This is a genomic window from Burkholderia sp. Z1, assembly GCF_014893795.1.
In the GTDB taxonomy this organism is placed as follows: domain Bacteria; phylum Pseudomonadota; class Gammaproteobacteria; order Burkholderiales; family Burkholderiaceae; genus Burkholderia; species Burkholderia theae.
In genome coordinates, this window is sequence record NZ_JACFYL010000001.1 from 707,949 (window position 1) to 734,682 (window position 26,734).

21 protein-coding genes are annotated in these 26,734 nt (G+C 68.1%); 9 read left to right on the plus strand and 12 right to left on the minus strand.

Annotation, left to right across the window (positions count from 1 at the left end; translation table 11 throughout):
- Positions 1–152 precede the first annotated feature (152 nt).
- Positions 153–1,430, plus strand: a complete 1,278-nt coding sequence (locus tag H3H55_RS03310; protein WP_048250791.1) for an MFS transporter — start codon at positions 153–155, stop codon at positions 1,428–1,430.
- A gap of 30 nt (positions 1,431–1,460) precedes the next feature.
- On the opposite strand, the gene H3H55_RS03315 is transcribed toward H3H55_RS03310, so the two are convergent.
- From H3H55_RS03315 to queA, 6 genes are all read right to left on the minus strand, one after another.
- The gene (locus H3H55_RS03315; protein ID WP_193097650.1) at positions 1,461–2,978 is read right to left on the minus strand and encodes a S41 family peptidase; all 1,518 of its coding nucleotides are present in this window, start codon (positions 2,976–2,978) and stop codon (positions 1,461–1,463) included.
- Between the two features lie 166 nt (positions 2,979–3,144).
- Positions 3,145–4,095, minus strand: a complete 951-nt coding sequence (gene secF, locus H3H55_RS03320) for a protein translocase subunit SecF (RefSeq protein ID WP_048250793.1) — start codon at positions 4,093–4,095, stop codon at positions 3,145–3,147.
- A gap of 18 nt (positions 4,096–4,113) precedes the next feature.
- A complete protein-coding gene (gene secD, locus H3H55_RS03325) occupies positions 4,114–6,135 on the minus strand; it encodes a protein translocase subunit SecD (protein WP_129513748.1) in 2,022 nt (673 codons plus the stop codon).
- A 106-nt stretch (positions 6,136–6,241) separates the two neighbouring features.
- Complete coding sequence (yajC, locus tag H3H55_RS03330) at positions 6,242–6,565, minus strand: preprotein translocase subunit YajC (protein WP_048250795.1); 324 nt, start codon at positions 6,563–6,565, stop codon at positions 6,242–6,244.
- A 233-nt stretch (positions 6,566–6,798) separates the two neighbouring features.
- Complete coding sequence (gene tgt, locus H3H55_RS03335) at positions 6,799–7,986, minus strand: tRNA guanosine(34) transglycosylase Tgt (protein ID WP_129513749.1); 1,188 nt, start codon at positions 7,984–7,986, stop codon at positions 6,799–6,801.
- 93 nt (positions 7,987–8,079) lie between these two features.
- Positions 8,080–9,159 carry a tRNA preQ1(34) S-adenosylmethionine ribosyltransferase-isomerase QueA gene (queA, locus tag H3H55_RS03340; protein ID WP_193097651.1) on the minus strand — a complete coding sequence of 360 codons (1,080 nt, stop codon included), beginning with the start codon at positions 9,157–9,159 and terminating at the stop codon, positions 8,080–8,082.
- Between the two features lie 167 nt (positions 9,160–9,326).
- Here queA and recG point away from each other — a divergent pair, with 167 nt between their 5' ends.
- From recG to ubiA, 6 genes are all read left to right on the plus strand, one after another.
- Positions 9,327–11,657: an ATP-dependent DNA helicase RecG gene (gene recG / locus H3H55_RS03345; RefSeq protein ID WP_193097652.1), complete on the plus strand. Its 2,331-nt coding sequence runs from the start codon at positions 9,327–9,329 to the stop codon at positions 11,655–11,657.
- A gap of 125 nt (positions 11,658–11,782) precedes the next feature.
- Positions 11,783–12,742, plus strand: a complete 960-nt coding sequence (locus tag H3H55_RS03350) for a hydrogen peroxide-inducible genes activator (protein ID WP_048250800.1) — start codon at positions 11,783–11,785, stop codon at positions 12,740–12,742.
- Between the two features lie 625 nt (positions 12,743–13,367).
- Complete coding sequence (katG, locus tag H3H55_RS03355; protein WP_193097653.1) at positions 13,368–15,554, plus strand: catalase/peroxidase HPI; 2,187 nt, start codon at positions 13,368–13,370, stop codon at positions 15,552–15,554.
- A gap of 110 nt (positions 15,555–15,664) precedes the next feature.
- Positions 15,665–15,820: a hypothetical protein gene (locus H3H55_RS03360; RefSeq protein ID WP_193097654.1), complete on the plus strand. Its 156-nt coding sequence runs from the start codon at positions 15,665–15,667 to the stop codon at positions 15,818–15,820.
- Between the two features lie 121 nt (positions 15,821–15,941).
- Positions 15,942–16,430: a non-specific DNA-binding protein DpsA gene (gene dpsA, locus H3H55_RS03365; RefSeq protein ID WP_193097655.1), complete on the plus strand. Its 489-nt coding sequence runs from the start codon at positions 15,942–15,944 to the stop codon at positions 16,428–16,430.
- 211 nt (positions 16,431–16,641) lie between these two features.
- Entirely contained in the window at positions 16,642–17,505 is an 864-nt protein-coding gene (ubiA, locus tag H3H55_RS03370; protein WP_193097656.1) for a 4-hydroxybenzoate octaprenyltransferase, read from the plus strand.
- A 98-nt stretch (positions 17,506–17,603) separates the two neighbouring features.
- On the opposite strand, the gene proC is transcribed toward ubiA, so the two are convergent.
- From proC to H3H55_RS03400, 6 genes are all read right to left on the minus strand, one after another.
- Positions 17,604–18,416: a pyrroline-5-carboxylate reductase gene (gene proC, locus H3H55_RS03375; protein WP_193097657.1), complete on the minus strand. Its 813-nt coding sequence runs from the start codon at positions 18,414–18,416 to the stop codon at positions 17,604–17,606.
- A 51-nt stretch (positions 18,417–18,467) separates the two neighbouring features.
- Positions 18,468–19,166, minus strand: coding sequence for a YggS family pyridoxal phosphate-dependent enzyme (locus tag H3H55_RS03380; RefSeq protein WP_193097658.1), 699 nt, complete (start codon positions 19,164–19,166; stop codon positions 18,468–18,470).
- Positions 19,167–19,264: 98 nt separating this feature from the next.
- Positions 19,265–20,491, minus strand: coding sequence for a glycolate oxidase subunit GlcF (gene glcF, locus H3H55_RS03385; RefSeq protein WP_129513756.1), 1,227 nt, complete (start codon positions 20,489–20,491; stop codon positions 19,265–19,267).
- Between the two features lie 7 nt (positions 20,492–20,498).
- Complete coding sequence (gene glcE / locus H3H55_RS03390; protein WP_048250813.1) at positions 20,499–21,587, minus strand: glycolate oxidase subunit GlcE; 1,089 nt, start codon at positions 21,585–21,587, stop codon at positions 20,499–20,501.
- 185 nt (positions 21,588–21,772) lie between these two features.
- Positions 21,773–23,266, minus strand: coding sequence for an FAD-linked oxidase C-terminal domain-containing protein (locus H3H55_RS03395; RefSeq protein ID WP_193097659.1), 1,494 nt, complete (start codon positions 23,264–23,266; stop codon positions 21,773–21,775).
- Positions 23,267–23,304: 38 nt separating this feature from the next.
- A complete protein-coding gene (locus tag H3H55_RS03400) occupies positions 23,305–24,714 on the minus strand; it encodes an FAD-binding oxidoreductase (RefSeq protein WP_193097660.1) in 1,410 nt (469 codons plus the stop codon).
- Between the two features lie 137 nt (positions 24,715–24,851).
- Here H3H55_RS03400 and H3H55_RS03405 point away from each other — a divergent pair, with 137 nt between their 5' ends.
- Both H3H55_RS03405 and hmpA read left to right on the plus strand, forming a co-directional pair.
- Complete coding sequence (locus tag H3H55_RS03405) at positions 24,852–25,403, plus strand: cob(I)yrinic acid a,c-diamide adenosyltransferase (RefSeq protein ID WP_129513760.1); 552 nt, start codon at positions 24,852–24,854, stop codon at positions 25,401–25,403.
- Between the two features lie 95 nt (positions 25,404–25,498).
- Positions 25,499–26,707, plus strand: coding sequence for an NO-inducible flavohemoprotein (gene hmpA / locus H3H55_RS03410; protein WP_193097661.1), 1,209 nt, complete (start codon positions 25,499–25,501; stop codon positions 26,705–26,707).
- Positions 26,708–26,734 lie beyond the last annotated feature (27 nt).

Consider the following 26,734-nt stretch of genomic DNA (forward strand, 5'->3'; position numbering starts at 1 on the left):
GCGAGCCAACCGCCGCGTTCCCGTTGCCGGGGGCGCGGCGGTATTTTTTTGCGCGCCTATAATCGCCCGAGCGCCGCCCGCGGCGCCGGGCAGGCCGACGGTGCCGCAAGCGGCCGCCTCGAACAGAACGTACAACGACAAGGAGATCGCCGATGCATGCCGCCACGCAGTCCCGTTCCATTGCCTCGTCGCCGCGCGTGTGGCGCGCGGTGGTCGCCGCGTCGATCGGCAATGCGCTCGAGTGGTTCGATCTCGTCGTCTACGGCTTCTTCGCGGTGACGATCGCGAAGCTGTTCTTTCCGGCCGGCAACGACACCGTGTCGCTGCTGCTCACGCTCGGCACGTTCGGCGTGTCGTTCTTCATGCGGCCGCTCGGCGCGATCGTGCTCGGCGCGTATGCCGACCGCGCGGGCCGCAAGGCCGCGCTCACGCTGTCGATCCTGCTGATGATGGTCGGCACGCTGATCATCGCGGTGCTGCCGACCTACGAGACGATCGGCGTCGCGGCGCCGGTGATCCTCGTCGCCGCGCGGCTGATGCAGGGCTTCTCGGCGGGCGGCGAGTTCGGCAGCGCGACCGCATTCCTCGCCGAGCACGTGCCGGGCCGGCGCGGCTTCTTCGCGAGCTGGCAGGTCGCGAGCCAGGGGCTCACGACGCTGCTTGCCGCCGGCTTCGGCACCGTGCTGAACGCGCAGCTCACGGCCGCGCAGATGGCCGCGTGGGGCTGGCGCGTGCCGTTCTTTTTCGGCCTGCTGCTCGGGCCCGTCGCGTACTACATCCGCACGAAGGTCGACGAGACGCCCGAATTCCTCGCGGCCGAAGGCACCGCGAACCCGCTGCGCGACACGTTCGCGTCGCACAAGGCGCGCCTGGTCGCCGCGATGGGCGTGGTCGTGCTCGGTACCGTCGCGACCTATCTGGTGCTGTTCATGCCGACCTACGGCGTGAAGCAGCTTGGCCTCGCACCGTCCGCGGCGTTCGCGGCGATCCTCGTCGTCGGCGTGATCCAGATGGCGTTCGCGCCGCTCGTCGGCCACTGGTCGGACCGTTACGGCCGCGTGCGCGTGATGGTCGCGCCGGCCATCGGCATCCTCGTGCTGATCTATCCGGCGTTCGCGTATCTGGTCGCGCATCCGGGCTTCGGCACGCTGATCGCACTGCAGGTGCTGCTCGCGTTCCTGATGACCGGCTACTTCGCGGCGCTGCCGGGGTTGCTGTCCGAGGTGTTCCCGGTGCAGACGCGCACGACCGGGATGTCGCTCGCGTATAACGTCGCGGTGACGATCTTCGGCGGCTTCGGGCCGTTCATCATCGCGTGGCTGATCCGCGCGACCGGGCTGAAGACCGCGCCGAGCTTCTACCTGATGTTCGCGGCCGTGCTGAGCCTCGCGGCGCTGATCGTGCTGCGCCGGCGGTTCGGGTTCCGGTGACGTTCCGGTGACCGGGCAGGCGGCGGCGCGTCAGCTGCCGCCGCGCTCGCACACGGGCTGCGCGGGCATCAGCTGCGCCGGCGCGTCGACGGTCCGCACGGGGCGCCCCGCGAGTGCAGCGAGCGCCTGCTGCAACTGCCAATCGCCGGCCGTGCCGAACGCGCGCTGCGGCAGCGCCGCGCTTTTCGACGTATCGACCTTCGCGCGCACGCGCTGCTCCCGCAGTGCCTGCCGTTCCTTGCGCACGTGCGCGAACGGGTCGGGCGCCAGCCGGTCCGCATACGGCGCGCGGGCGAGATCGGCTTCCCGGTACCACAGCAGCACGCCGTCGACGTCCGAGTCGCGGCGCGGTGGCACGAGCCAGTCCGGCACGACGCCGTAACCGTCCATCGGGCAGCCGTTGGGCCGCAGGTTGCGCGCGAACGTGAAATTCAGGCGCGTGCCGTCGATCAGGTCGACACCGGTCTGCGCGAGCCCCTTCCCGTAGGTCGGCATGCCGAGCAGTTTCGCCCGGCCGAGATCCTTCAGCGCCGCCGCGGTCGCTTCGGCGGCCGACGCGCTCTGGCCGTCGACGAGCACGACGAGCGGCACGGTGCGCCACCAGTCGTCGGCCTGCAGTGGCGCGAGCGGATCCTGCCCGTGCATCACCGGCAGTTCGTAGTCGGGCCAGTTGGTCGAGAAGCGGCGGCGGTTGGCGTCGCCGCGCTCGACCGTCACCATCGCGGTGCGGTCGCGTCCCGCGAACAGCGCGGTGATGCCGATCGCCGCATTGAGCGCGCCGCCGCCGTTGATGCGCAGGTCGAGAATCATGCCTTTCACCGGCGGGCCGGCGCGGCGCGTGGCCTGCACGGCATCGATGTAGTCGCCGACCGCCGGTTCCGGAAAGCTCGACAGTCGCGTGTACAGGATGTCGCCGGCCAGCCGCTTCGCAATCGCCGGATGCGGTTTGACGATCGCGCGCACGGGCGCGAAGTTCAGCACCGCATGGTTCGGGCCGCGCTGCACCGTGAGCTTCAGCGGGACGCCCGCGTCGCCTTTCGCGAGTTTCACGAGCTCGCTGCTGTCGATGCCGACGACGCTCCTGTCGTTCATCGCGACCACGAGATCGTCGGGACGCACGCCGGCCTTCTCGGCGGGCGCGTCGGGAATCACGTCGATGATGTGCAGCCCGTCGGGCCGCGTCTCGAAGACGATCCCGATGGCCGGTGTGCCATCGCGCGCGCGCCGCTCGTCGTCGCGCCGTTCCTGCTCCTCCTTCGCGTTGAAGAAGCGCGCGTACGGCAGCGTCTTCATGCCGTCGTGCACGGTGGCGTCGAGCAGCGCGCCGATGTCGACGTCGGTCAGGTGCTGCTTCTTCAGTACTTCGACGGCCGCCTTCAGTTCGCAGAGCTGCGGTTCCCAGTCGGGCGGGCAGGGCGACGGCTGCGACGCGGCGGGTGGGGCGGAGGCGGATTGCGCGCGGGCCGGCGGCGCGAATGGCATGGCGACCGCCGCGACGGCTGCGCTGCAGAGGGCGAGGCGAAGAACGGCACGCGCGGGAGGCATCATGGAAGCCGCAGTCTCGGACGGGTGGCGGGGGCGGGACGCCGACGATTGTAGCCGACGCCCCGGCGGGACTGCCGCGATCCGGCCGAGGCGGGCCGCGGCCCGCGCATGAAAAAAGGCCGGTCCTGTCGGACCGGCCTTTTTTGCGTTTGCCGAAGCGGCGTGCTGCTTAAACCTGCGCGCCTGCGTTCGGATCGTCCGGATCGTGCGCGGTCTTCTTGTCCTTGATCAGGTCTTCGCGCTTGATGCCGAGCCACATCGCGAGCGAGCCCGCGACGAACACCGACGAGTAGATGCCGAACATGATGCCGACCGTCAGCGCGAGTGCGAAGTAGTGCAGCGTCGGGCCGCCGAAGAAGAACATCGACAGCACCATCATTTCCGTCGACGTGTGCGTGATGATCGTGCGCGACATCGTGGTCGTGATCGCGTGGTTGATCACTTCCTGCACGTTCATCTTGCGTTCGCGGCGGAACGTTTCGCGGATCCGGTCGAAGATGACGACCGACTCGTTGACCGAGTAGCCGAGCACCGCGAGGATGGCCGCGAGCACCGCCAGCGAGAACTCCCACTGGAAGAACGCGAAGAAGCCGAGAATGATCACGACGTCGTGCAGGTTGGCGATGATGCCGGCGACCGCGTACTTCCATTCGAAGCGGAACGACAGGTAGATCACGATGCCGATCACGACGCACGCGAGCGCGAGCAGGCCGTCGGTCGCGAGCTCCCGGCCGACCTGCGGGCCGACGAACTCGACGCGCTGCAGCGTGACGTCCGGGCTCTGCGCCTTCAGCGCGTTCATCACCTGGTCGCTCTGCTGCGCGGACGTGAGGCCTTCCTTCAGCTGCAGCCGGATCAGCACGTTGCGCGACGTGCCGAAGTTCTGCACCTGCGCATCGGCGTAGCCGAGCTTGCCGAGCGTCGCGCGCACCGGTTCGAGTTCCGCGGTCTGCTGGTACTGCACTTCGATCACCGTACCGCCGGTGAATTCGACGGACAGGTGCAGCCCGCGGTGGAACAGGAAGAACACGGCGGCGAGGAACGTGACCAGCGAGATCACGTTGAACACCAGCGCGTGCCGCATGAACGGAATGTCTTTACGGATGCGGAAAAATTCCATGGTCTCGTCTCCGGGGCCTTATTGGGTCGAGCCCGGTTTCTTCGGCGACACGCCTTGCTGCGCGCGGTTGCGCAGCTGCGGCTTGCCGGTGCGCGGCGCATTGCCCTTCGCGGGGGCGGCGAGCTTCGCGGCGCGCGCGGTGTCGGTCGATTCGTCCGCCGCGTCGAACGAGGCGGGGGCTGCGGCGCCTTCCGGCTTCCACACCTGGCCGATCGCGAGCGACTTCAGCTTCTTGCGGCCGCCGTACCAGAGGTTGACGAGCCCGCGCGAGAAGAACACCGCGGAGAACATCGACGTCAGGATACCGATACAGTGCACGATCGCGAACGCGCGCACCGGGCCCGAGCCGAACGCGAGCAGCGCGAGGCCGGCGATCAGCGTCGTGACGTTCGAGTCGAGAATCGTTGCCCACGCATGCGCGTAGCCGGACTGGATCGCGAGCTGCGGCGGCTGGCCCGCGCGCAGTTCCTCACGCACGCGCTCGTTGATCAGCACGTTCGAGTCGATCGCCATACCGAGCGCGAGTGCGATTGCCGCGATACCGGGCAGCGTCAGCGTGGCCTGCATCAGCGACAGCACGGCGACGAGCAGCAGCAGGTTCACCGACAGGCCGATCACCGACACCACGCCGAACAGCATGTAGTACGCGATCATGAACACGGCGATCGCGCAGAAGCCCCAGATCACCGAGTGGACACCCATCCGGATGTTGTCGGCGCCGAGGCTCGGGCCGATCGTGCGTTCCTCGATGATGTCCATCGGCGCGGCGAGCGAACCGGCGCGCAGCAGCAGCGCGAGGTCGGCCGCGGCCTGCGGCGTCGGCTGGCCCGTGATCTGGAAGCGGTCGCCGAGTTCGGACTGGATCGTCGCGACCGTCAGCACTTCGCCCTTGCCCTTCTCGAACAGCACCATCGCCATCGGCTTGCCGATGTTGTCGCGCGACACCGTGCGCACCGAGCGGCCACCCGCCGAGTCGAGACGGATGTTGACCGACGGACGCTGGTGGTCGTCGAAACCGGCCGATGCATCGATGATGCGGTCACCCGTGAAGATCACGTCCTTCTTCAGCAGCACCGGCGCCTGGATGCCCTGCGTGAACAGTTCCTCGCCCGGCGGCACCGGGTCGTTCGGGTTCGGGTGCGTGTTGATCGGATCGGCGAGGCGTGCTTCGAGCGTTGCGGTGCGGCCGATGATGTCCTTCGCCTTCGCGGTGTCCTGCACGCCCGGCAGTTCGACGACGATGCGGTCGCTGCCTTGCTGCTGCAGGATCGGCTCCGACACGCCGAGTTCGTTCACGCGGTTGTGGAGCGTGGTCAGGTTCTGCTTGAGCGCGGCGTCCTCGACGGATTTCTGCACGGCCGGCGTGAACGTGCCGACGACCTGCGTGCCGCCGCCGCCGGGCTGGGTCGCCCATTGCAGTTCGGTGATCGACAGCGCGAGCACCTTGCGGGCATCTTCCGCCGTTTGCGCATCGCTGAAGTTGACGACGACGGACTGGTCGACGCGGCTCACGCCGCCGTCGCGGATGTTCTTGTCGCGCAGCAGCGTGCGCGCGTCGGACGCGTCGGAGTCGAGCTTCTTCGTGAGCGCGCCCGTCATGTCGACCTGGAGCAGGAAGTGGACACCGCCGCGCAGGTCGAGGCCGAGATACATCGGCAGCGCGTGCAGGGCGGTCAGCCAGCGCGGCGACGCGCTCTGCAGGTTCAGTGCGACGACGTATTGCGGATCGTTCGGATCGGCGTTCAGCGACTTCTGCAGCAGGTCCTTGACGCGCAGCTGCGTATCGGTGTCCTTCAGGCGCACGCGGATGTTCGCGTTGGTCGCCGTGTTCTCGAAGGTGACGTCGTCCGGCGTGATCTGCGCGGAGGCGAGCGCGGATTCGACCTGGGTCAGCGTGGTCGAGTCGAGCTTGACCGTGGCCTTGCCGCTCGACACCTGCACCGCCGGCGCTTCGCCGAAGAAGTTGGGCAATGTGTACAGAAAGCCGATGGCGAGCGCCACGACCATCACGACATATTTCCAGAGTGGATAACGATTCATGAGGGGGCCGAACGGGTGGTTGGCGTGAAAGCGTCGCGTCCGGCGCCGCGGCGGCCCGCTCTCTCAGGCGGGCACGGCGCGGGGAGCCGGACGCTCGGTGAAGGGCTTACAGCGACTTGATCGTGCCCTTCGGCAGAATGGTCGTGACCGCAGCCTTCTGCACGGTGATTTCAGTGCCTTCGGCGATCTCGACGCCGATGTAGCCTTCGGTGACCTTCGTCACCTTGCCGACGAGGCCGCCGCTCGTGACGACTTCGTCGCCCTTGGCCATGGCCGAGAGCATGTTGCGGTGCTCCTTCTGCCGCTTCATCTGCGGACGGATCATGATGAAGTAGAGCACAGCGAACATCAGGATGAGCGGCAGGAAGCTCATCAGGCTCGATTCGGCGCCACCGGCACCTTGCGCGAAGGCATTGGAAATGAACGGCACGTTGGTCTCTCCGTAGGGGAACTTCGAAAAATAAGCCGGTTATTCTACCACCGGCCCCATGCGCAAACGGCTCGGCAAATGCGCTGTCGGATCAAGCTGTTAAAGCGCGAACCGACACCGTTGCGACTTGTTTGGAAAGGCAATTGTAATATTTGGCGGTCGTGACGGGCGACTGGAACGCGTTATTTAGTACTCGTCCTATGTGACGGGCCGCCGCGCGGCCCGCCGGCCCGTCAGTCGACGCCTCTCGCGCGATCCTCCGCGAAGCGCTGGCGGAACGCGTCGAACGTATGGGTTTCGATCGCGTCGCGGATCTCGCTCATCAGCTGCAGGTAGTAGTGCAGGTTGTGGATCGTGTTGAGCTGCGCGCCGAGGATTTCGCCGACGCGGTGCAGGTGATGCAGGTAGCCGCGCGAGAAGTTCTGGCACGTGTAGCACGTGCAGCTCGCGTCGAGCGGCTTCAGCGAGTTCTTGTGCGTCGCGTTGCGGATCTTCACGTCGCCGAAGCGCGTGAACAGCCAGCCGTTGCGCGCGTTGCGGGTCGGCATCACGCAGTCGAACATGTCGACGCCGTTGGCGACGCCCTCGACCAGGTCCTCCGGCGTGCCGACGCCCATCAGGTAGTGCGGCTTGTTGGCCGGCAGCTTCGGGCCCACGTGCCGCAGCACGCGCATCATGTCTTCCTTCGGCTCGCCGACCGACAGCCCGCCGATCGCGAGGCCATGGAAGCCGAGTTCCGACAGGCCCGCGAGCGATTCGTCGCGCAGGTCCTCGAACATCCCGCCCTGGACGATTCCGAACAGCGCGTTCGGGTTGCCGAGCCGGTCGAACTCGTCGAGCGAACGCTTCGCCCAGCGCAGCGACATGCGCATCGAGTCGGCCGCTTCCTTGTGCGTCGTCGGCACGCCGTTGGTTGCGTACGGCGTGCACTCGTCGAACTGCATCACGACGTCGGAATTCAGCACCTTCTGGATCTGCATCGACACTTCCGGCGACAGGAACAGCTTGTCGCCGTTGATCGGCGACGCGAACGTGACGCCGTCCTCGGTGATCTTGCGCAGGTCGCCGAGCGAGAACACCTGGAAGCCGCCCGAATCAGTCAGGATCGGCTTGTTCCAGCCCATGAACGCGTGCAGGCCGCCGTGCGCGTCGATCGTGTCGAGGCCCGGGCGCAGCCACAGGTGGAACGTGTTGCCGAGGATGATCTGGGCCTTGATCTCGTGCAGCTCGCGCGGCTGGATCGCCTTCACGGTGCCGTACGTGCCGACCGGCATGAAGATCGGCGTTTCGACCACGCCGTGGTTGAGCTTCACGCGGCCGCGGCGCGCGTGGCCGTCGGTCGTCAGCAGTTCGAATTCGAGCCCGTTTGCCGGGCGGTCCTGCACGGGGGCGTGCGTATCGTGGGATGAACCTTCGGTCATCGTGTCGTGCTCCTTGCTACCGGAGAACAGTCCGGCGCATGTTGGAAACGCCGCCGGGCACCCGGCGGCGGGGAAAAAACGCGTACGTCGCGCTTATGCGCTGGTTTGCACGCCAGCCGCCTCCGGCGTGTCGCGCCGCGTGAGCAGCATCGCGTCGCCATAGCTGAAGAAGCGGTAGCGCTGGTCGATCGCGTGCCGGTAAGCGGCGCGGATCGTCTCGACGCCCGCGAACGCGGACACGAGCATCAGCAGCGTCGACTTCGGCAGGTGGAAATTCGTGACGAGCCGGTCGACCACGCGGAAACGATAGCCGGGCGTGATGAAGATGTCGGTTTCGGCCTGCGTCGCCGCGAGCGGGCGGCCCGCTTCGTCGGCCGTGCGTGCGGCGGCTTCGAGCGCGCGCATCGACGTCGTGCCGACCGCGATCACGTTGCCGCCGCGCGCGCGGGTCGCAGCGATCCGGTCGACCAGCGACTGCGGCAGGTCGTACCACTCGCTGTGCATCTTGTGCTCGGCGATGTTGTCGACGCGCACCGGCTGGAACGTGCCGGCGCCGACGTGCAGCGTCAGCGTCGCGCGCTCGACGCCCATCGCGTCGAGCCTGTCGAGCAGCGGCTGGTCGAAGTGCAGCCCGGCCGTCGGCGCGGCGACCGCGCCCGGATTGCTCGCGTAGACGGTCTGGTAGCGCGTCTCGTCGGTCGCGTCGGGATCGTGCTCGATATACGGCGGCAGCGGCAGGCGGCCGAACTGCTCGATCAGCACGAGGCACGGCTCGGGGAAGTGCAGCGTGAAGAACGGCTCGACGCGCTCGCCGACCGTCACGTCGAACGCGTCGGCGAGGCGCAGCGTCGTGCCGGCGCCCGGCGACTTGCTCGCGCGGATCTGCGCGAGCGCCGTGTGGGTGCCCGTCACGCGCTCGATCAGCACCTCGATCTTGCCACCGCTGGCCTTCTGGCCGAAGAAACGCGCCTTCAGCACCTTGGTATCGTTGAAGACGAGCAGGTCGCCGGGCGCGATGCACGACGGCAGCTCGGCGAATTTGCGGTCGACGAGGCGCGCGGGCTCGACGGTGCGGTCGACCTCGAGCAGGCGGCTCGCGGTGCGATCGGGCAGCGCGGTTTGTGCAATCAGCTCGGGCGGCAGATTGAAATCGAAATCGGAAAGCGTGAACATGCGGGCTGGTTCGAAACGGCCGGCGAGCGTTGCCGGCAGGGCGGAAACGCGTAAATGGGGCGCGCGAGCCGCTATGATGACGGGATGCGCGGCCTGGCCGGCGTCGTTCGTTCGGACGACGTGAAAGCCGCTATTGTACTTGCCTTGCGAAGCACCCAGACGATCCGATGCCTGTGTCACCACGCCGTTCCACCGCCACCGTTGCCGATTCCGCCGATCCGTTCGACGCGGAGGATGCCGCGCTCCCCGCGCAAAGCGCGCAGGAGCCTGCCGAGCCGCCGCGCACCGCGCCGCGCCGCGCCGGGCCGAAGCGCGGCGCCGACGGGCGGCTCGCGCAGCCGGCCGCCGCCGCGCCCGATGCCGACGGCGCCGCCGCGAGCGACGAAGCCGGTGCGGCCGGTGCGAAGCGCAAGAAGAAGGCCGCCGCCGACAAACCGGTAAAGACCGTCGACAAGCTCGCGAAGCTCGGCCTCACGCGCTCGATCGATCTCGTGCTGCATCTGCCGATGCGTTATGAGGACGAAACCACGCTCACGCCGATCGGCGAGCTGCTGCCGGGCGGCATCGCGCAGACCGAAGGCGTCGTGTTCGACAACGAGGTCGCGTACCGGCCGCGCCGCCAGCTCGTCGTGAAGATCCAGGACGACGACGGCGAGCTCCTGGTGCTGCGCTTCCTGAATTTCTACGGCTCGCAGGTCAAGCAGATGGCCGTCGGCCAGCGGCTGCGCGTGCGCGGCGACGTGCGCGGCGGCTTCTTCGGGATGGAGATGGTGCATCCGGCGGTGCGCGTCGTCGAAGCGGATGCGCCGCTGCCGCAGGTGCTCACGCCCGTCTATCCGAGCACGGCCGGCGTGTCGCAGGCCTATCTGCGCAAGGCGATCGAGAACGCGGTCGAGCGCACGCCGCTGCCCGAGCTGCTGCCGCCCGAGATCGATCGCGCGTACCTGAAGCCGCTCGGCGTGCCGTCGCTCGAGCAGGCCGTGCGGATCCTGCATCATCCGCGCGTCGATTCCGACGAAGCCGCGCTGATGGACGGCTCGCATCCGGCGTGGACGCGCATCAAGTTCGAGGAGCTGCTCGCGCAGCAACTGTCGCTCAAGCGCGCGCACGAGGAGCGCCGCACGCGTGCGGCGCCCGCGATGCCGCGCCGCACCGCGAGCGATGCCGATGCGCTGACGACCCGGCTCTACGCGGCGCTGCCGTTCACGTTGACGGGCGCGCAGTCGCGCGTCGTCGACGAGATCGCGCACGACCTCACGCTCGCGCACCCGATGCAGCGGCTGCTGCAGGGCGACGTCGGCAGCGGCAAGACGGTCGTCGCGGCGCTGGCCGCCACGCAGGCGATCGACGCCGGCTACCAGGCCGCGCTGATGGCGCCCACCGAAATCCTCGCGGAACAGCACGCGCGCAAGCTGCGCGCATGGCTCGAGCCGCTCGGCGTCACGGTGGCGTGGCTCGCGGGCAGCCTGAAGGCGAAGGACAAGCGCGCGGCGATCGAGGCGGCCGCGCTCGGCACCGCGCAGCTCGTGATCGGCACGCACGCGATCATCCAGGACACGGTCGAATTCGCGCGGCTCGGCCTCGTGATCGTCGACGAGCAGCATCGCTTCGGCGTCGAGCAGCGTCTCGCGCTGCGCGCGAAGGCCGCGAACGCGGCCAACGGCGCGCGCGATTTCCAGCCGCACCAGCTGATGATGTCGGCCACGCCGATTCCGCGCACGCTCGCGATGACGTACTACGCGGATCTCGAGGTCTCGACCATCGACGAACTGCCGCCGGGCCGCACGCCCGTGCTGACGCGCCTCGTCGGCGACGCGCGGCGCGAGGAGGTGATCGCCCGCGTGCGCGAGGCCGCGCTGACCGGGCGCCAGGTGTACTGGGTGTGCCCGCTGATCGAGGAGAGCGAGACGCTGCAGCTGCAGACGGCCGTCGAGACCTACGAGACGCTGATCGCCGCACTCCCCGAGCTGAAGGTCGGGCTCGTGCATGGCCGGCTGTCGCCGGCCGACAAGGCGGCCGTGATGGAAGCGTTCACGCGCAACGACGTGCAGCTGCTGGTCGCGACGACCGTGATCGAAGTCGGCGTCGACGTGCCGAACGCGTCGCTGATGGTGATCGAGCATGCTGAACGCTTCGGCCTCGCGCAGCTGCACCAGCTGCGCGGCCGCGTCGGGCGCGGCACCGCGGCGTCGGTGTGCGTGCTGCTGTACACGGGCCCGTTGTCGATTACCGGTCGCGAGCGGTTGAAGACGATGCGCGAGACGACCGACGGCTTCGAGATCGCGCGGCGCGACCTCGAAATCCGCGGCCCCGGCGAATTCCTCGGCGCGCGCCAGTCGGGCGCGGCGATGCTGCGCTTCGCGAACCTCGAGACCGACGGCTGGCTGATCGACCCGGCCCGCGAGGCCGCGACGCGGCTGATCGACGGCTATCCCGAGGTCGTCACGCAGCATCTCGCGCGCTGGCTCGGCGCGCGCGAGCAGTACCTGAAGGCTTGATCCACCGGTTTGGGGCCGGATCCGAAGCGCCAATCGATGCGTCGCGATGCAGAGAAACTTGGCGAACCGGTGCCAGAGGGTGTATAAATTAAACCTATCGCCTGTATATCTCTGATTGACCCACAATGACGCTGACTGAATTGAAATACATCGTCGCGGTTGCGCGTGAGCGGCATTTCGGCCGCGCGGCCGAAGCATGCTTCGTGAGCCAGCCGACGCTGTCGGTGGCGATCAAGAAGCTCGAAGACGAGCTCAACGTGCAGATTTTCGAGCGCGGCGCGAGCGAAGTGAGCGTGACGCCGATCGGCGACCAGATCGTCACGCAGGCGCAGCGCGTGCTCGAGCAGACCTTCGCGATCAAGGAGATCGCGAAGCAGGGCAAGGACCCGCTGGTCGGCCCGTTCCGTCTCGGCGTGATCTACACGATCGGGCCGTACCTGCTGCCGACGCTCGTCAAGCAGATGATCCAGCGTGTCCCGCAGATGCCGCTGATGCTGCAGGAGAACTACACGCTGAAGCTGCTCGAACTGCTGAAGCAGGGCGAGATCGACGCGGCGATCATGGCGCTGCCGTTCCCGGAAACCGGCCTGATGGTGCGACCGCTGTACGACGAGCCGTTCGTCGTCGCGCTGCCGGCCGGCCATCCGTGGGAGAAGCGCGTGGAAATCGACGCCGAGGACCTGAAGCAGGAAACCATGCTGCTGCTCGGCAACGGCCACTGCTTCCGCGATCACGTGCTCGGCGTGTGCCCGGAGCTGATGCGCTTCTCGCAGACGGCCGACGGCATCCAGAAAACCTTCGAGGGCTCGTCGCTCGAGACGATCCGTCACATGGTCGCGAGCGGCGTCGGCATCACCGTGCTGCCGCGGATGTCGGTCGCCGAGGTCGGCCCGCGCGCGAACGGCCCCGATGCGGAGCTGCTGTCGTACGTGCCGTTCAACGAACCGGTGCCCGATCGCCGCGTGGTGCTCGTGTGGCGCAAGAGCTTCACGCGGATGCCCGCGATCGACGCGATCAGCGACGCGATTGCCGCGTGCGTGCTGCCGGGCGTCGCGAAGCTCGACATGCCGGCGACGATGAACTGAGTCGCCGCGGCCCACGGCTCTGGCCGATAGACGGGGTTCACGACCCCGTTTAATTTTATCTATTCAATAGATAAAATTAATCAAATATCTTGTTTGAATAGTATTTAATAGAATCTCTCACATGGATCGTTTGCCGGTTCGGCAGCCGGTCCGCACGCTGAATGCAAGCGTCAAAGGAGGATGTCATGATGCGTTCGATACTGGGGCACGCGCAGCGGAACATCCCGCCGCGCGGACATGTCGTAGATCGCGCCAGGGCCGCAATTCTGAGCCTGCGCCCGATCGCATTCGCGTACCTGGCGGACCGCGCGTATGGTGGATGAGTGCCGCCGCCCGCCGGTCCTGTGTTCCCCCGAGTCACCCGCCGTCAAGCCATGAGGGAGCAACGCATGTCAGAAAGCTGGAAACCCGCACGCGTCGCCGGCACGCCACCCGCCGGCCACCGCCTGCCGCGGCGCGCCGCTCGCGGCACGCGCGTATCGAAGCGCTCGCACGACATCCCGTAGGACGCAGGAGGATCCACCCGTTCCGTTTCTTACCCCCGCAATGACACTTCACCCGCCGGTTCCGGCACGATGCCGGATCGCGCAGGTGGGGAAATACGAGCAAGCCAAGGAGAAAACGCATGTCGAACGAAACGAAGTGCCCGTTCAACCACGCCACCGGCGCCGGCGCGACGAACAAGGACTGGTGGCCGAATCAGCTGAACCTGAACATCCTGCACCGGCACTCGGCGCTGTCCGATCCGATGGACAAGGATTTCGACTACGCCGAGGCATTCAAGAAGCTGGACCTCGCGGCGGTGAAGAAGGACCTGCACGCGCTGATGACGACGTCGCAGGACTGGTGGCCGGCCGACTTCGGCCACTACGGCGGCCTGTTCATCCGCATGGCATGGCATAGCGCCGGCACGTACCGCACGGCCGACGGCCGCGGCGGCGCGGGCGGCGGACAGCAGCGCTTCGCGCCGCTCAACAGCTGGCCGGACAACGTGAGCCTCGACAAGGCGCGCCGGCTGCTGTGGCCGATCAAGCAGAAGTACGGCCGCAACATCTCGTGGGCCGACCTGCTGATCCTGACCGGCAACGTCGCGCTCGAATCGATGGGCTTCAAGACCTTCGGCTTCGCCGGCGGCCGCGTCGATACGTGGGAACCGGACGACGTCTACTGGGGTTCGGAAAAGATCTGGCTGGAACTGAGCGGCGGCCCGAACAGCCGCTACTCGGGCAAGCGCGATCTCGAAAGCCCGCTCGCCGCCGTGCAGATGGGCCTCATCTACGTGAACCCGGAAGGCCCGGACGGCAACCCCGACCCGGTCGCCGCCGCGCACGACATTCGCGAGACGTTCGCGCGGATGGCGATGAACGACGAAGAAACGGTCGCGCTGATCGCGGGTGGCCACACGTTCGGCAAGACGCACGGCGCCGGTCCGGCATCGAACGTCGGCGCCGAGCCGGAAGCCGCCGGCCTCGAGCAGCAGGGTCTCGGCTGGAAGAGCACGTTCGGCACCGGCAAGGGCGCGGACGCGATCACGAGCGGCCTCGAAGTCACGTGGACGTCGACGCCGACGAAGTGGAGCAACGACTTCCTCAAGCACCTGTTCAGCTATGAGTGGGAGCTCACGAAGAGCCCGGCCGGCGCACACCAGTGGGTCGCGAAGGACGCCGGCGACGTGATTCCGGATGCCTTCGACGCGTCGAAGAAGCATCGCCCGACGATGCTGACGACCGACCTGTCGCTGCGTTTCGATCCGGCCTACGAGAAGATCTCGCGCCGTTTCTACGAGAATCCGGCCGAGTTCGCCGATGCGTTCGCGCGCGCCTGGTTCAAGCTTACGCACCGCGACATGGGCCCGCGCGCCCGTTATCTCGGCCCGGACGTGCCGGCTGAGCATCTGCTGTGGCAAGACCCGATCCCGGCCGTCGACCACAAGCTGATCGACGACGCCGACGTCGCGGCGCTGAAGGCGAAGGTGCTGGCATCGGGCCTGTCGGTGTCGCAGCTCGTGTCGACCGCGTGGGCGTCGGCTGCGACGTTCCGCGGTTCGGACAAGCGCGGCGGCGCGAACGGTGCGCGGATTCGCCTCGCGCCGCAGAAGGACTGGGAAGTGAACCAGCCGGCGCAGCTCGCGAAGGTACTCGCGACGCTCGAAGGCGTGCAGAAGGCGTTCAACGACGCGCAGACGGGCGGCAAGAAGGTGTCGCTCGCCGATCTGATCGTGCTGGCCGGTGCGGCCGGTGTCGAGCAGGCGGCGAAGAACGCTGGCGTTGCGGTGACGGTGCCGTTCGCACCGGGCCGCGCGGATGCGTCGCAGGAGCAGACCGACATCGAAGCGATGGCCGTGCTCGAACCGCTGGCGGATGGTTTCCGCAACTTCCTGAAGCATGCGTACAAGACGCCGGCCGAGGCGCTGCTGGTCGACAAGGCGCAACTGCTGACGCTGAGCGCGCCGGAGATGACGGTGCTCGTCGGTGGCCTGCGCGTGCTTGGCACGAACGTCGGCGATGCGAAGCACGGCGTGTTCACCGACCGTCCGGAAGCGCTGACGAACGACTTCTTCGTGAACCTGCTCGACATGGGCACGGAATGGAAGCCGGCGTCGGCCGCGAACGACGTGTTCGAAGGGCACGATCGCGCGACGGGCAAGGTCAAGTGGACCGGCACGCGCGTCGACCTGATCTTCGGCTCGCATGCGCAACTGCGTGCGCTGGCCGAGGTGTACGGCAGCGCGGATGCGAAGGAGAAGTTCGCGCACGACTTCGTCGCGGCCTGGAACAAGGTGATGAACCTCGACCGCTTCGATCTCGCATGAACCTTGCCGCCGCGTAATGCGGTAGTGAAGTAACGCAGCAACGCGAAACGGCCGGTCGAACGACCGGCCGTTTCTTCTGGACCCTGAGTTTCGTTGAAGGAGTGACGACCATGACGCAATTGATGTTGAACATGCGCGCCGCACTGGCGGCGCCGAAGATGCGGGCGCCGGCCGAGATCGCGCGATACGTAGCCGGATTCGCGATCGTCATCGGCGGTGCGGCCGAACTGGTGTCGCAGGCGCTGCACGCGATCGCGGCCGCCTGAGCGCGGCGCGTCACGCGCCACGCTGCAGTGGCGAGCCGTGCGCGCGGGTGGTGCGGTGTCGACAGGCAGGTAGCCCGATTCGCTTTCATTGCCTTGGTTCATTGAATAAGGAGTCCGTAACATGGCCGGGAAGACTCACGCCACGCAGATCAACATCGGCATCAGCGACAACGATCGCAGGAAAATCGCGGACGGCCTGTCGCGCCTGCTCGCCGATACGTTCACGCTGTACCTGAAGACCCACAACTTCCACTGGAACGTCACGGGCCCGATGTTCAACACGCTGCACCTGATGTTCGAGGCGCAGTACAACGAACTGTGGCTCGCGGTCGATTCGGTCGCCGAGCGCATTCGCACGCTCGGCGTCGTCGCGCCGGGTACCTTTGGCGATTTCGCGAAACTGTCGTCGGTGCCGGAAGCGAACGGTGTGCCGGCAGCGGAAGACATGATCCGCCAGCTCGTCGAAGGGCACGAGGCAGTCGTGCGAACCGCGCGCGCGATCTTCCCGATTGCCGACGCGGCGAGCGACGAGCCGACCGCCGACCTGCTGACGCAGCGGCTGCAGACGCATGAGAAAACCGCGTGGATGCTGCGGTCGCTGCTCGCGTAAGCGCGGTGTGGCCGGGCAGGGCGCGCCGGCCGGCGCGATCCGGGGTGTCGTCGAGTCTGTCCCTTGATTGATGCGTATCGCGGCGCGGCCGCGTGCGGCGGGCCTCGGCGGTCCATGCGCGTGCCGCGACTGCCGGCCGCGGGTCGCGCCGACATGACGCGAAGCGCCGCTCGGCTCTAAAATGCCGGGGTTATCTTCCCGGTGCTTCGCCATGCTTGCCCGTTTTCCGCTGTATCTGCGGCTCGTCCGGATGGACAAGCCGATCGGCAGCCTGCTGCTGCTCTGGCCGACGCTCAACGCGCTGTGGATCGCGTCGGACGGCCATCCGCGCTGGCCGCTGCTCGTGATCTTCACGCTAGGCACGCTGCTGATGCGTTCGGCCGGCTGCGCGATGAACGACTACGCCGACCGCGATTTCGACCGCCACGTGAAGCGCACGGCCGACCGGCCGCTGACGTCGGGCAAGATCCGCGCATGGGAAGCCGTCGCGATCGCGGTCGGGCTGTCGTTCATCGCGTTCCTGCTGATCCTGCCGCTCAACACGCTGACGAAGGAGCTGTCCGTCGTCGCGCTGTTCGTCGCGGGCTCGTATCCGTTCATGAAGCGCTTCTTCGCGATTCCGCAGGCGTATCTCGGCATCGCGTTCGGCTTCGGCATCCCGATGGCGTTCGCGGCCGTGCAGGACACGGTGCCGACGATCGCATGGGTAATGCTGATCGCGAACATTTTCTGGTCGGTCGCGTACGACACCGAATACGCGATGGTCGATCGCGACGACGACATCAAGATCGGCATTCGCACGTCCGCGCTGACGTTCGGCCGCTTCGACGTCGCGGCCGTGATGGCGTGCTATGCGGCGACGCTCGGCATCTACGTGTGGATCGGCGTGACGCTCGGCTTCGGTCTGGCGTACTGGGCCGGCTGGGCGGCAGCGGTCGGCTGCGCGCTGTATCACTACACGCTGATCAAGGGCCGCGAGCGGATGCCTTGCTTCGCGGCGTTCCGGCACAACAACTGGCTCGGCGGCGTGCTGTTTGCGGGGATCGCCGCGCATTACCTGCTGGCCGGCAGCTGAACGGCGCTGCGCGCCGGTGTGCGGTGCCAATGAAAAAAGCGGCCAATTGGCCGCTTTTTTTACGTCCGGTGCCCGAGAAGCCAGCACCGCGGGCGCGCTTACGCGCGGCCGAGTTCGTCGCCCATTTCCTTCGCGCGCGCCTCGGCCGCGAGTGCGCCGCGCACGATCGCTTCCTTCACGCCCTGCGCGTCGAACGATGCGAGCGCGGCGGCCGTCGTGCCGCCCTTCGACGTCACGCGTTCGCGCAGCACGCTCGCCGGCTCGCCCGATTGCGCGGCGAGTTGCGCGGCGCCCGCGAACGTCGCGACCGCGAGCGCGCGGCCCTGTTCGTCGTTCATGCCGACGCGGCGCGCGGCTTCCTGCAGCGCTTCGATGAAATAGAACACGTACGCCGGGCCGCTGCCCGAAATGGCCGTGACGGCGTCGAGCTGCGATTCGTCGTCGAACCACACGATCTCGCCGACCGCGCCGAGCACGCTCGATGCGAGTTCGCGGCCCGTCGCGTCGACGCCCGGCAGCGCGGCGAGGCCCGTCACACCCATGCCGACGAGCGCGGGCGTGTTCGGCATCGTGCGCACGACACGGGCGTAGTCGCCGAGCCAGCGCGCGAGGTCCGTGCCGCGGATGCCGGCCGCGATGCTGATCACGAGCTGCGACTTCAGGTGCGGCGCGAGCGCTTGTGCGACGTCCTTCAGCACCTGCGGTTTCACCGCCAGCACGATCGCGTCGTAATCGGCGAGCGTCGCGTCGACGGCCGCGCCGGTGCGCACGCCGAATTGCTGCGCGGCGCGCGCGCGGACGTCTTCGTTGATGTCGATGGCATACAGGCCGTCAGCGGCGACGCCGCGCTTGATCAGGCCGCCGATCAGGGCCGCGGCCATGTTGCCGCCGCCGATGAATGCGATTTTCATGATGTCCGATTGAGCGAGTGAGTGAACGGAAAGGCGGAAAGGGCGCGGCGTTCAGTGCGAGTAATCGCGCGCACCGAAGATCGCGGTGCCGACGCGCACGATCGTCGCGCCTTCGAGCACGGCCGCGTCGAGATCGGCGGACATGCCCATCGACAGCGTGTCGAGCGCCAGGCCGTCGGCGCGCAACGCGTCGAACAACTCGCGCAGCGCGCGATGCGGTGCGCGTTGCGCTTCGGTGTCGCCGGCCGGTTCGGGAATCGCCATCAGGCCGCGCAGCCGCAGCGACGGCAGCGCGGCCACCGCGCGCGCGACCTCGGCCACGTCGGCGGGCGCGACGCCGCTCTTCGACGCCTCGCCGCTGATGTTCACCTGCACGCAGACGTTGAGCGGCGGCAGGTGCGCGGGGCGTTGTTCCGACAGGCGCTGCGCGATCTTCAGTCGGTCGACCGAATGAACCCAGTCGAAGCGCTCGGCGACCGGGCGCGTCTTGTTCGATTGCAGCGGCCCGATGAAATGCCATTCGAGGTTCGCGCGCAAGTCGGCGAGCGCGTCGATCTTGTCGATCGATTCCTGCACGTAGTTTTCGCCGAATGCGCGTTGCCCGGCCGCATGCGCGGCGCGCACGTCGTCGGCGGGAAACGTCTTCGAGACGGCGAGCAGCGACACGGTGGCGGGATCGCGGCCGGCCGCGCGGGCGGCGTCGGTGATGCGGCGATGAACGGATTCGAGACGAGCGGCAAGATCGGACATGACGGGCACGAAGACAGGCACGGAAGCGGGCATGAAGCGGCTGCGCCGCGGCACGCGGCGCATCGATCCGTCCATTATACGGACGCCGCGCGCGAGGCCTAGCCGTACAGCAAATGCTCGACGAGCTGGATCCAGTGGGTGACCGGAATCTGCGTGCCGCTCTGCAGGTGCGCGATGCAGCCGATGTTGCCGGAGACGATCATCTGCGGTTCGAGCGCCTGCAGCTTCAGCAGCTTCTGCTTGCGCAACCGGTACGACAGCGACGGCTGCGTCAGCGAATAGGTGCCGGCCGAGCCGCAGCACAGATGGCTGTCGGCCGGCAGCCGCACGTCGATGCCGAGCGTCTCGAGCAGGCGTTCGACCTTGCCGCGCGACTGCTGGCCGTGCTGCAGCGTGCACGGCGGGTGGTACGCGACGGTATGGATCGCGCGGCGCCGTGCGAGTGTCGCGAGTTCTGCCTCGAACGCGAGCAGCACGTCGGAGATGTCGCGCGTCAGCGCGACGATGCGCTGTGCCTTCTCCGCGTAGATCGGATCGTCGCGCAGCAGGTGTGCGTATTCGAGCACCGTCGCGCCGCAGCCCGTTGCGTTCATCACGATCGCCTCGGCGCCCTGTTCGACGTGGGGCCACCACGCGTCGATGTTGCGGCGCGCGTCGTCGAGCGCTTCATCGTGATAGTTCAGGTGCAGGCGGATCGCGCCGCAGCAGCCCGCGTCGGGCGCGACGACCGTCTCGATGCCGAGCGCGTCGAGCACGCGCGCGGTCGCGATGTTGATGTTCGGCAGCATCGACGGCTGCACGCAGCCGCCGAGCATCAGCATCTTGCGCGTATGCGTGCGGTGCGGCCATTCGAGCAGCCGGGTGCGCGGCGGCACCTTGTCGCGCAGCCGCTTCGGCAGCAGCGGCCGCACGTGCTGGCCGAGCCGCATCATCGGCGAGAACAGCGCCGCATTCGGCACGAGGCTCGCGAGCACGCGGCGCACGAGCCGCTGCTGCACGGGGCGCTGCACCTGCGCCTCGACATGCTTGCGGCCGATCTCGACGAGCCGGCCGTACTGGACGCCCGACGGGCAGGTCGTCTCGCAGCTGCGGCACGTGAGGCAGCGGTCCAGGTGCTGCTGCGTGCTGCGCGTGACGTTCGCGCCTTCGACCAGCTGCTTGATCAGGTAGATGCGCCCGCGCGGGCCGTCGAGTTCGTCGCCGAGCAGCTGATAGGTCGGGCAGGTCGCGGTGCAGAACCCGCAATGCACGCACTTGCGCAGGATCGCTTCGGCCTCGTCGCCGTCGGGCGTATTGCGGATGAAATCGGCGAGGTTCGTTTGCATCGAGCTCTCAGAGATCGGGGTAGAGCCGGCCGCGGTTGAAGATGCGCGCGGGATCGAACGCGGCCTTCAGCCCGCGGTGGATTTTCATCATCGGGGCGGGAAGCGGCGTGAACACGCCCGCGCTGCGGTCGTAGGCGTCGCCCGCGCGGAACAGCGTCGCGTGGCCGCCGGCCTGCTTCGCGCTCATGCGCACGGTCTGCGCATCGGCGTCGGTGATCCACCAGCGCTGCGCGCCGCCCCATTCCATCAGCTGGGTGCCCGGCAGGTGCATCGGTTCGGTGATCGACGGCAGCGCGAGGCGCCACAGCGCATAACCGGGCGGGATGCCGTTGAAGAACGGGTCGGTATGCTCGCGCAGGCCGGCCCAGAAGCGCTCGGCTTCGACCGCGTCGACGACTTCGCCGCCGAGCAGCGTTTTCGCGGATTTCACGGCCGCTTCGGCGCCCGACAGGCGCAGCACGAGCGTGCCGTTGCGCCACGCGCTCGCGCTGACGGGCAGCGGATGGCCGCCCCATTCGTTGAGCTTGCGCACCGCGTCGGTGGCGGTCATCTCGAACTTCAGCGTGACTTCGGCGACCGGCATCGGCAGCACCTTGATCGACAGGTCGAGCATCAGCCCGAGCGTGCCGAGCGCGCCGGCCATCAGCCGCGACACGTCGTAACCGGCGACGTTCTTCACGACCTGCCCGCCGAAGCGCAGCATTTCGCCGCGGCCGTTCATCAGTGTGACGCCGAGCACGAAATCGCGCGGCGCGCCGCAGGTGGCACGGCGCGGGCCCGCGAGGCCCGCCGCGACGCAGCCGCCGACGGTGGCTGCGCGGCCGAAGTGGGGCGGCTCGAACGGCAGCATCTGGCCGCACTCGGCGAGGACGGTTTCCAGTTGCGCGAGCGGCGTGCCCGCGCGGACCGTGACGACGAGTTCGGCCGGGTCGTACGACACGATGCCCTGAAACGCGCGCGTGTCGAGTATTTCGCCCTCGAGCGCCTGGCCGTACCAGTCCTTGGTGCCGCCGCCGCGAATCCGCAGCGGCCGGCCGTCGGCGCTGGCCGCGCGGACGCGTTCGGCCCATCCGGCGACGATGTCGTCCTCTTCCATGTTCTGTTGCTGCCTCGACTTGTTGTTCGGTCGATTGTACCGGGGTGGCGCGATTCCACATCGCGACTATCCCTAAGCCCGGTATTGCGGACCGCATGCCCGCGCCGACGCGCGAACGGGCCGCGCGGGCACGGCAGTACGCCGCGGCCCGGCCGCCGGCGCGGGCCGCGCACCGCGCGCGACGCTCAGAAGCGCGGCAGGTCGGGGTGCGGCAGCAGCCCGCCGCGCACGTGCTGGCGGCCGTACTCGGCGCAGCGCGCGCGGGTCGGGATGCCCTTGTCCGGGTTCAGCAGCCCCGCCGGATCGAATGCGCGCTTGACCGCGAAGAACGCATCGCGCTCCTGCGGCGAGAACTGTACGCACATCGAATTGAGCTTCTCGATGCCGACACCGTGCTCGCCCGTCACGCTGCCGCCGAATTCCACGCAGCATTCGAGGATTTCCGCGCCGAACTGCTCGGCGCGGTGCAGCTCGTCCGGATCGTTCGCGTTGTAGAGGATCAGCGGATGCATGTTGCCGTCGCCCGCATGGAATACGTTGATGCAGCGCAGCCCGTAGCGCGTTTCGAGCTGCTCGATGCGTGCGAGCAGCGGGCCGATCGCGCGGCGCGGCACGGTGCCGTCCATGCAGTAATAGTCGGCGGAAATACGGCCGGCGGCCGGGAACGCGTTCTTGCGGCCCGACCAGAAGCGCAGCCGCTCCTGTTCGTTGCGCGACACCTGGATGCGCGTCGCGCCGTGCTCGCGCAGCACGGCCGTCATCCGCACGACTTCTTCCGCGACTTCTTCCGGCGTGCCGTCCGATTCGCACAGCAGGATCGCCTTCGCGTCGAGGTCGTAGCCGGCGTGCGTGAACGCCTCGACGGCCTGCGTGGCCGGCTTGTCCATCATTTCGAGCCCGGCCGGGATGATGCCCGACGCGATGATCGCCGCGACGGCCTCGCCGCCCTTGACCACGTCGTCGAAGCTCGCCATCACGAGTTGCGCGGTCTGCGGTTTCGGGATCAGCCGCACCGTGACCTCGGTGACGATCGCGAACATCCCTTCGCTGCCGATCATCACGGCGAGCAGGTCCAGACCCGGCATGTCGAGCGCGAGCGAGCCGAACTCGACGATCTCGCCTTCGATCGTCACCGCGCGCACGCGCATCACGTTGTGCACCGTCAGCCCGTATTTCAGGCAGTGGACCCCGCCGGAGTTTTCCGCGACGTTGCCGCCGATCGTGCACGCAATCTGCGACGACGGATCGGGCGCGTAATACAGGCCGTACGGCGCGGCGGCTTCCGAGATCGCGAGGTTGCGCACGCCGGGCTGCACGGTTGCCGTGCGCGCGTACGGGTCGACTTCGACGATGCGCGTGAAGCGCGCGAGCGACAGCACGACGCCGAGCGCGATCGGCAGTGCGCCGCCCGACAGGCTCGTGCCCGCGCCGCGTGGCACGATCGGCACTTCCATGCGTCGGCAGATCTGCACGATCCGCTGCACCTGCGATTCCGTTTCGGGCAGTGCGACCGCGAGCGGCAGGCGGCGGTAGGCCGACAGGCCGTCGCATTCGTACGGCGCGGTATCTTCGTCGCGGTACAGCAGGCAGTGCGTCGGCAGCACGGCCATCAGCGCCTGCACGACTTCGCGCTGGCGCTGCGCGCGTGCCGCGCTCGACAGTTCGACGGGAGCATTCATGGGGTCTCCTGCGGGAGGCGCGACGTCGCGCCGCCGTCTCAGCACGTGAAAATCTTGCCGGGATTCATCAGATTGCGCGGATCGAGCGCGAGCTTGATCGCGCGCATCGTGTCGATCGCGTTGTCGCCGTGCTCCTTCGGCAGGAAGCGCATCTTGTGCAGCCCGACGCCGTGCTCGCCCGTGCAGGTGCCGCCGAGGCGCAGCGCGCGCTCGACGATCCGGTCGTTGATGTGCTCGGCTTCGGCGAGTTCCTCGGGCTTGTCGGGGTCGATCAGGATCGCGACGTGGAAATTGCCGTCGCCGACGTGGCCGACGATCGGGCAGGGCAGCGACGACGCGCGCAGGTCGACTTCGGTTTCCTCGACGCACGCGGCGAGCTGCGAGATCGGCACGCAGACGTCGGTCGTCACCGCGCGGCAGCCGGGTTTCAGCTGCAGCATCGCGAAGTACGCGTTGTGGCGCGCGGCCCAGAGCCGGCTGCGGTCTTCGGGACGGGTCGCCCATTCGAAGCCCTGGCCGTTGTTCTCGCCGGCCAGCGCTTGCACGAGCTCGGCCTGTTCCTTGACGGAGGCCTCGGTGCCGTGGAATTCGAAGAACAGCGTCGGCGCTTCGGTGAGCGTCAGGTTCGAGTGGCGGTTGATCGACCGCACGGCGAGCGAATCGACGAATTCGACGCGTGCGATCGGCACGCCGATCTGGATCGTCTCGATCACGGTGCGCACCGCGTCGCCCATCGTCGGGAACGTGCAGATCGCGGCCGATACGGCTTCGGGCAGCGGGTGCAGGCGCAGCGTGATCTCGGTGATCACGCCGAGCGTGCCTTCGGAGCCGACGAACAGGCGCGTGAGGTCATAACCGGCCGACGACTTGCGCGCGCGCGAGCCCGTTTTCACGACGCGGCCGTCGGCGAGCACCGCGGTCAGGCCGAGCACGTTCTCGCGCATCGTGCCGTAGCGCACGGCGTTGGTGCCCGATGCGCGGGTCGCGGTCATCCCGCCGATGCTGGCGTCGGCGCCCGGGTCGATCGGGAAGAACAGCCCGGTGTCGCGCAGTGCTTCGTTGAGCGCCTTGCGCGTGATGCCCGGCTCGACCGTCACGGTCAGGTCTTCGGCGTTGATCGACAGCACGCGGTTCATTTCCGACAGGTCGAGCGAGATGCCGCCGCGCACCGCGAGCAGGTGGCCTTCGAGCGACGAGCCGGCGCCATACGGGATCAGCGGTACGCTGTAGAGCGAGCACAGCGACACGGCTTCGCGCACGTCGTCGGCGCTGCGGGCGAACACGACGGCGTCGGGCAATTGCGGATCGAACGGCGATTCGTCGCGGCCGTGGTGGGCGCGGACCGCGTCGGCGGTCGATACGCGTTCGCCGAAGGCGGCGCGCAGCGCATCGAGCATGGCGGGGGGCAGCGGGCGGCGCGTGACGGCCGGCGGGGCGGGGTGATTCACGAATGTCTCCTGGCTGCTTGTCGAACTTTCGGCTCATTCTACGCCGTAACGCCCGCTGCGCCTGCCGCCGCGGGCTGCGATAATCACGTTCCAAACCAAGCGGGCTGCATCGCGGCCGCGCATGACAGGAGATTCGCATGGGCAACCGCTTGAGCAAGATCGCCACGCGCACCGGCGACGACGGCACCACCGGCCTCGGCGACGGACGCCGCATCGGCAAGGACGACGCGCGGATCGCGGCGATCGGCGACGTCGACGAACTGAATTCGAACCTCGGCGTGCTGCTCGCCGAGACGCTGCCGGACGACGTGCGCACGGCGCTCGTCACGATCCAGCACGACTTGTTCGATCTCGGCGGCGAGCTGTGCATCCCCGGCCATGCGGTGCTCGACGACACGCATCTCGCGCGTCTCGACCAGTGGCTCGCCGACTACAACGCGACGCTGCCGCCGCTGAAGGAATTCATCCTGCCGGCCGGCTCGCGCGCGGCGTCGCTCGCTCACGTGTGCCGGACCGTATGCCGCCGCGCGGAGCGCTCGATCGTCGCGCTCGGGCGCACCGACACGCTCAACGACGCGCCGCGGCGTTACGTGAACCGGCTGTCGGACCTGCTGTTCGTGCTGGCGCGCGTGCTGAACCGCGCCGGCGGCGGGGCGGACGTGCTGTGGGAGCGCGGGCGCGTCCGCTAGCGCGCCGCGGCCCTTTTTGCGCACTGCGACAATTTGCCCGGGGAAGGTCGTTTTTTAAACATGTATCGTATGTGCATGTTTAACGGAGAACGAACATGACCCACATCACCGCTGACCAGATGGCCCGTGTGAAGGCCACCGCCCCCGTCCTTGCCGAGCACGGCACGACGATCACGAAGCACTTCTACCAGCGCATGTTCGCGCGTCATCCTGAACTGAAGAACCTGTTCAACCAGACGCACCAGAAGACCGGCAGCCAGCCCGAGACGCTCGCGAAGGCCGTCTACGCGTATGCGGCGAACATCGACAACCTCGGCGCGCTGGGCGGTGCGGTGTCGCACATCGCGCACAAGCACGCGAGCCTGAACATCCGCCCCGAGCACTACCCGATCGTCGGCGAGAACCTGCTCGCGTCGATCGTCGAAGTGCTCGGCGACGCGGTCGATGCCGATACGCTCGAAGCCTGGCGCGTCGCGTACGGCCAGCTCGCGCAGATCCTGATCGGCGCCGAGGCCGACCTGTACGCGGGCGCGGCCTGGAGCGGCTTCCGTCCGTTCAAGGTGGCGCGCAAGGTGCGCGAGAGCGACGAGATCACGTCGTTCTACCTGAGCCCGGCCGATGGCGGCACGGCGCCGACCTTCGAACCGGGTCAGTACATCACGGTGAAGCGCTTCGTCGGCGAGCTCGGCGTCGACCAGCCGCGCCAGTACAGCCTGTCCGATGCGCCGCACGGCAAGTGGCTGCGCATCTCGGTGAAGCGCGAGGCCGGCACGCCGGAAGCGATCCCGGCCGGCAAGGTGTCGACGCTGATGCATGATGGCGTGGAGGAGGGCGCGATCGTCGAGGCGACCGCGCCGATGGGTGAATTCTCGCTGAAGCGGGGCGTCGAGACACCGGTCGTGCTGATCTCGGGCGGCGTCGGCCTGACGCCGATGGTGTCGATGGCATCGACGCTGGTCGACGAACGCAGCACGCGCGACGTGCGGTTCGTCCACGCCTGCCGTTCGGGCGCGGTGCACGCGTTCCGCGACTGGCTGAACGATACGGCGCGCGAGCATGCGAACGTCAGGCGCACGGTGCTGTACGAACTGGTCGGCCCGAACGATCGCGCCGGCATCGACCACGACGTCGAAGGGCGGCTCACGCCGGAACGCGTGAAGGCATTCGCGCTGGTGCCGGACGCCGATTACTACATCTGCGGCCCGATCGCGTTCATGAAGGCGCAGCGCGACGCGCTGGTGGCGCTCGGCGTCGCGCCGGAACGCATCAATACCGAGATCTTCGGTTCGGGCGCGCTCGCGTGATGGGCTGAAGGATGATGTGCGGCCAAC

Excerpts from the sequence above, each read along its gene's own strand:
- H3H55_RS03310 (WP_048250791.1), top strand. The coding sequence starts at position 153 with ATGCATGCCGCCACGCAGTCCCGTTCCATTGCCTCGTCGCCGCGCGTG.
- H3H55_RS03315 (WP_193097650.1), bottom strand. The coding sequence starts at position 2,978 with ATGATGCCTCCCGCGCGTGCCGTTCTTCGCCTCGCCCTCTGCAGCGCA.
- secF (WP_048250793.1), bottom strand. The coding sequence starts at position 4,095 with ATGGAATTTTTCCGCATCCGTAAAGACATTCCGTTCATGCGGCACGCG.
- secD (WP_129513748.1), bottom strand. The coding sequence starts at position 6,135 with ATGAATCGTTATCCACTCTGGAAATATGTCGTGATGGTCGTGGCGCTC.
- tgt (WP_129513749.1), bottom strand. The coding sequence starts at position 7,986 with ATGACCGAAGGTTCATCCCACGATACGCACGCCCCCGTGCAGGACCGC.
- queA (WP_193097651.1), bottom strand. The coding sequence starts at position 9,159 with ATGTTCACGCTTTCCGATTTCGATTTCAATCTGCCGCCCGAGCTGATT.
- recG (WP_193097652.1), top strand. The coding sequence starts at position 9,327 with ATGCCTGTGTCACCACGCCGTTCCACCGCCACCGTTGCCGATTCCGCC.
- H3H55_RS03350 (WP_048250800.1), top strand. The coding sequence starts at position 11,783 with ATGACGCTGACTGAATTGAAATACATCGTCGCGGTTGCGCGTGAGCGG.
- katG (WP_193097653.1), top strand. The coding sequence starts at position 13,368 with ATGTCGAACGAAACGAAGTGCCCGTTCAACCACGCCACCGGCGCCGGC.
- H3H55_RS03360 (WP_193097654.1), top strand. The coding sequence starts at position 15,665 with ATGACGCAATTGATGTTGAACATGCGCGCCGCACTGGCGGCGCCGAAG.
- dpsA (WP_193097655.1), top strand. The coding sequence starts at position 15,942 with ATGGCCGGGAAGACTCACGCCACGCAGATCAACATCGGCATCAGCGAC.
- ubiA (WP_193097656.1), top strand. The coding sequence starts at position 16,642 with ATGCTTGCCCGTTTTCCGCTGTATCTGCGGCTCGTCCGGATGGACAAG.
- proC (WP_193097657.1), bottom strand. The coding sequence starts at position 18,416 with ATGAAAATCGCATTCATCGGCGGCGGCAACATGGCCGCGGCCCTGATC.
- H3H55_RS03380 (WP_193097658.1), bottom strand. The coding sequence starts at position 19,166 with ATGTCCGATCTTGCCGCTCGTCTCGAATCCGTTCATCGCCGCATCACC.
- glcF (WP_129513756.1), bottom strand. The coding sequence starts at position 20,491 with ATGCAAACGAACCTCGCCGATTTCATCCGCAATACGCCCGACGGCGAC.
- glcE (WP_048250813.1), bottom strand. The coding sequence starts at position 21,587 with ATGGAAGAGGACGACATCGTCGCCGGATGGGCCGAACGCGTCCGCGCG.
- H3H55_RS03395 (WP_193097659.1), bottom strand. The coding sequence starts at position 23,266 with ATGAATGCTCCCGTCGAACTGTCGAGCGCGGCACGCGCGCAGCGCCAG.
- H3H55_RS03405 (WP_129513760.1), top strand. The coding sequence starts at position 24,852 with ATGGGCAACCGCTTGAGCAAGATCGCCACGCGCACCGGCGACGACGGC.
- hmpA (WP_193097661.1), top strand. The coding sequence starts at position 25,499 with ATGACCCACATCACCGCTGACCAGATGGCCCGTGTGAAGGCCACCGCC.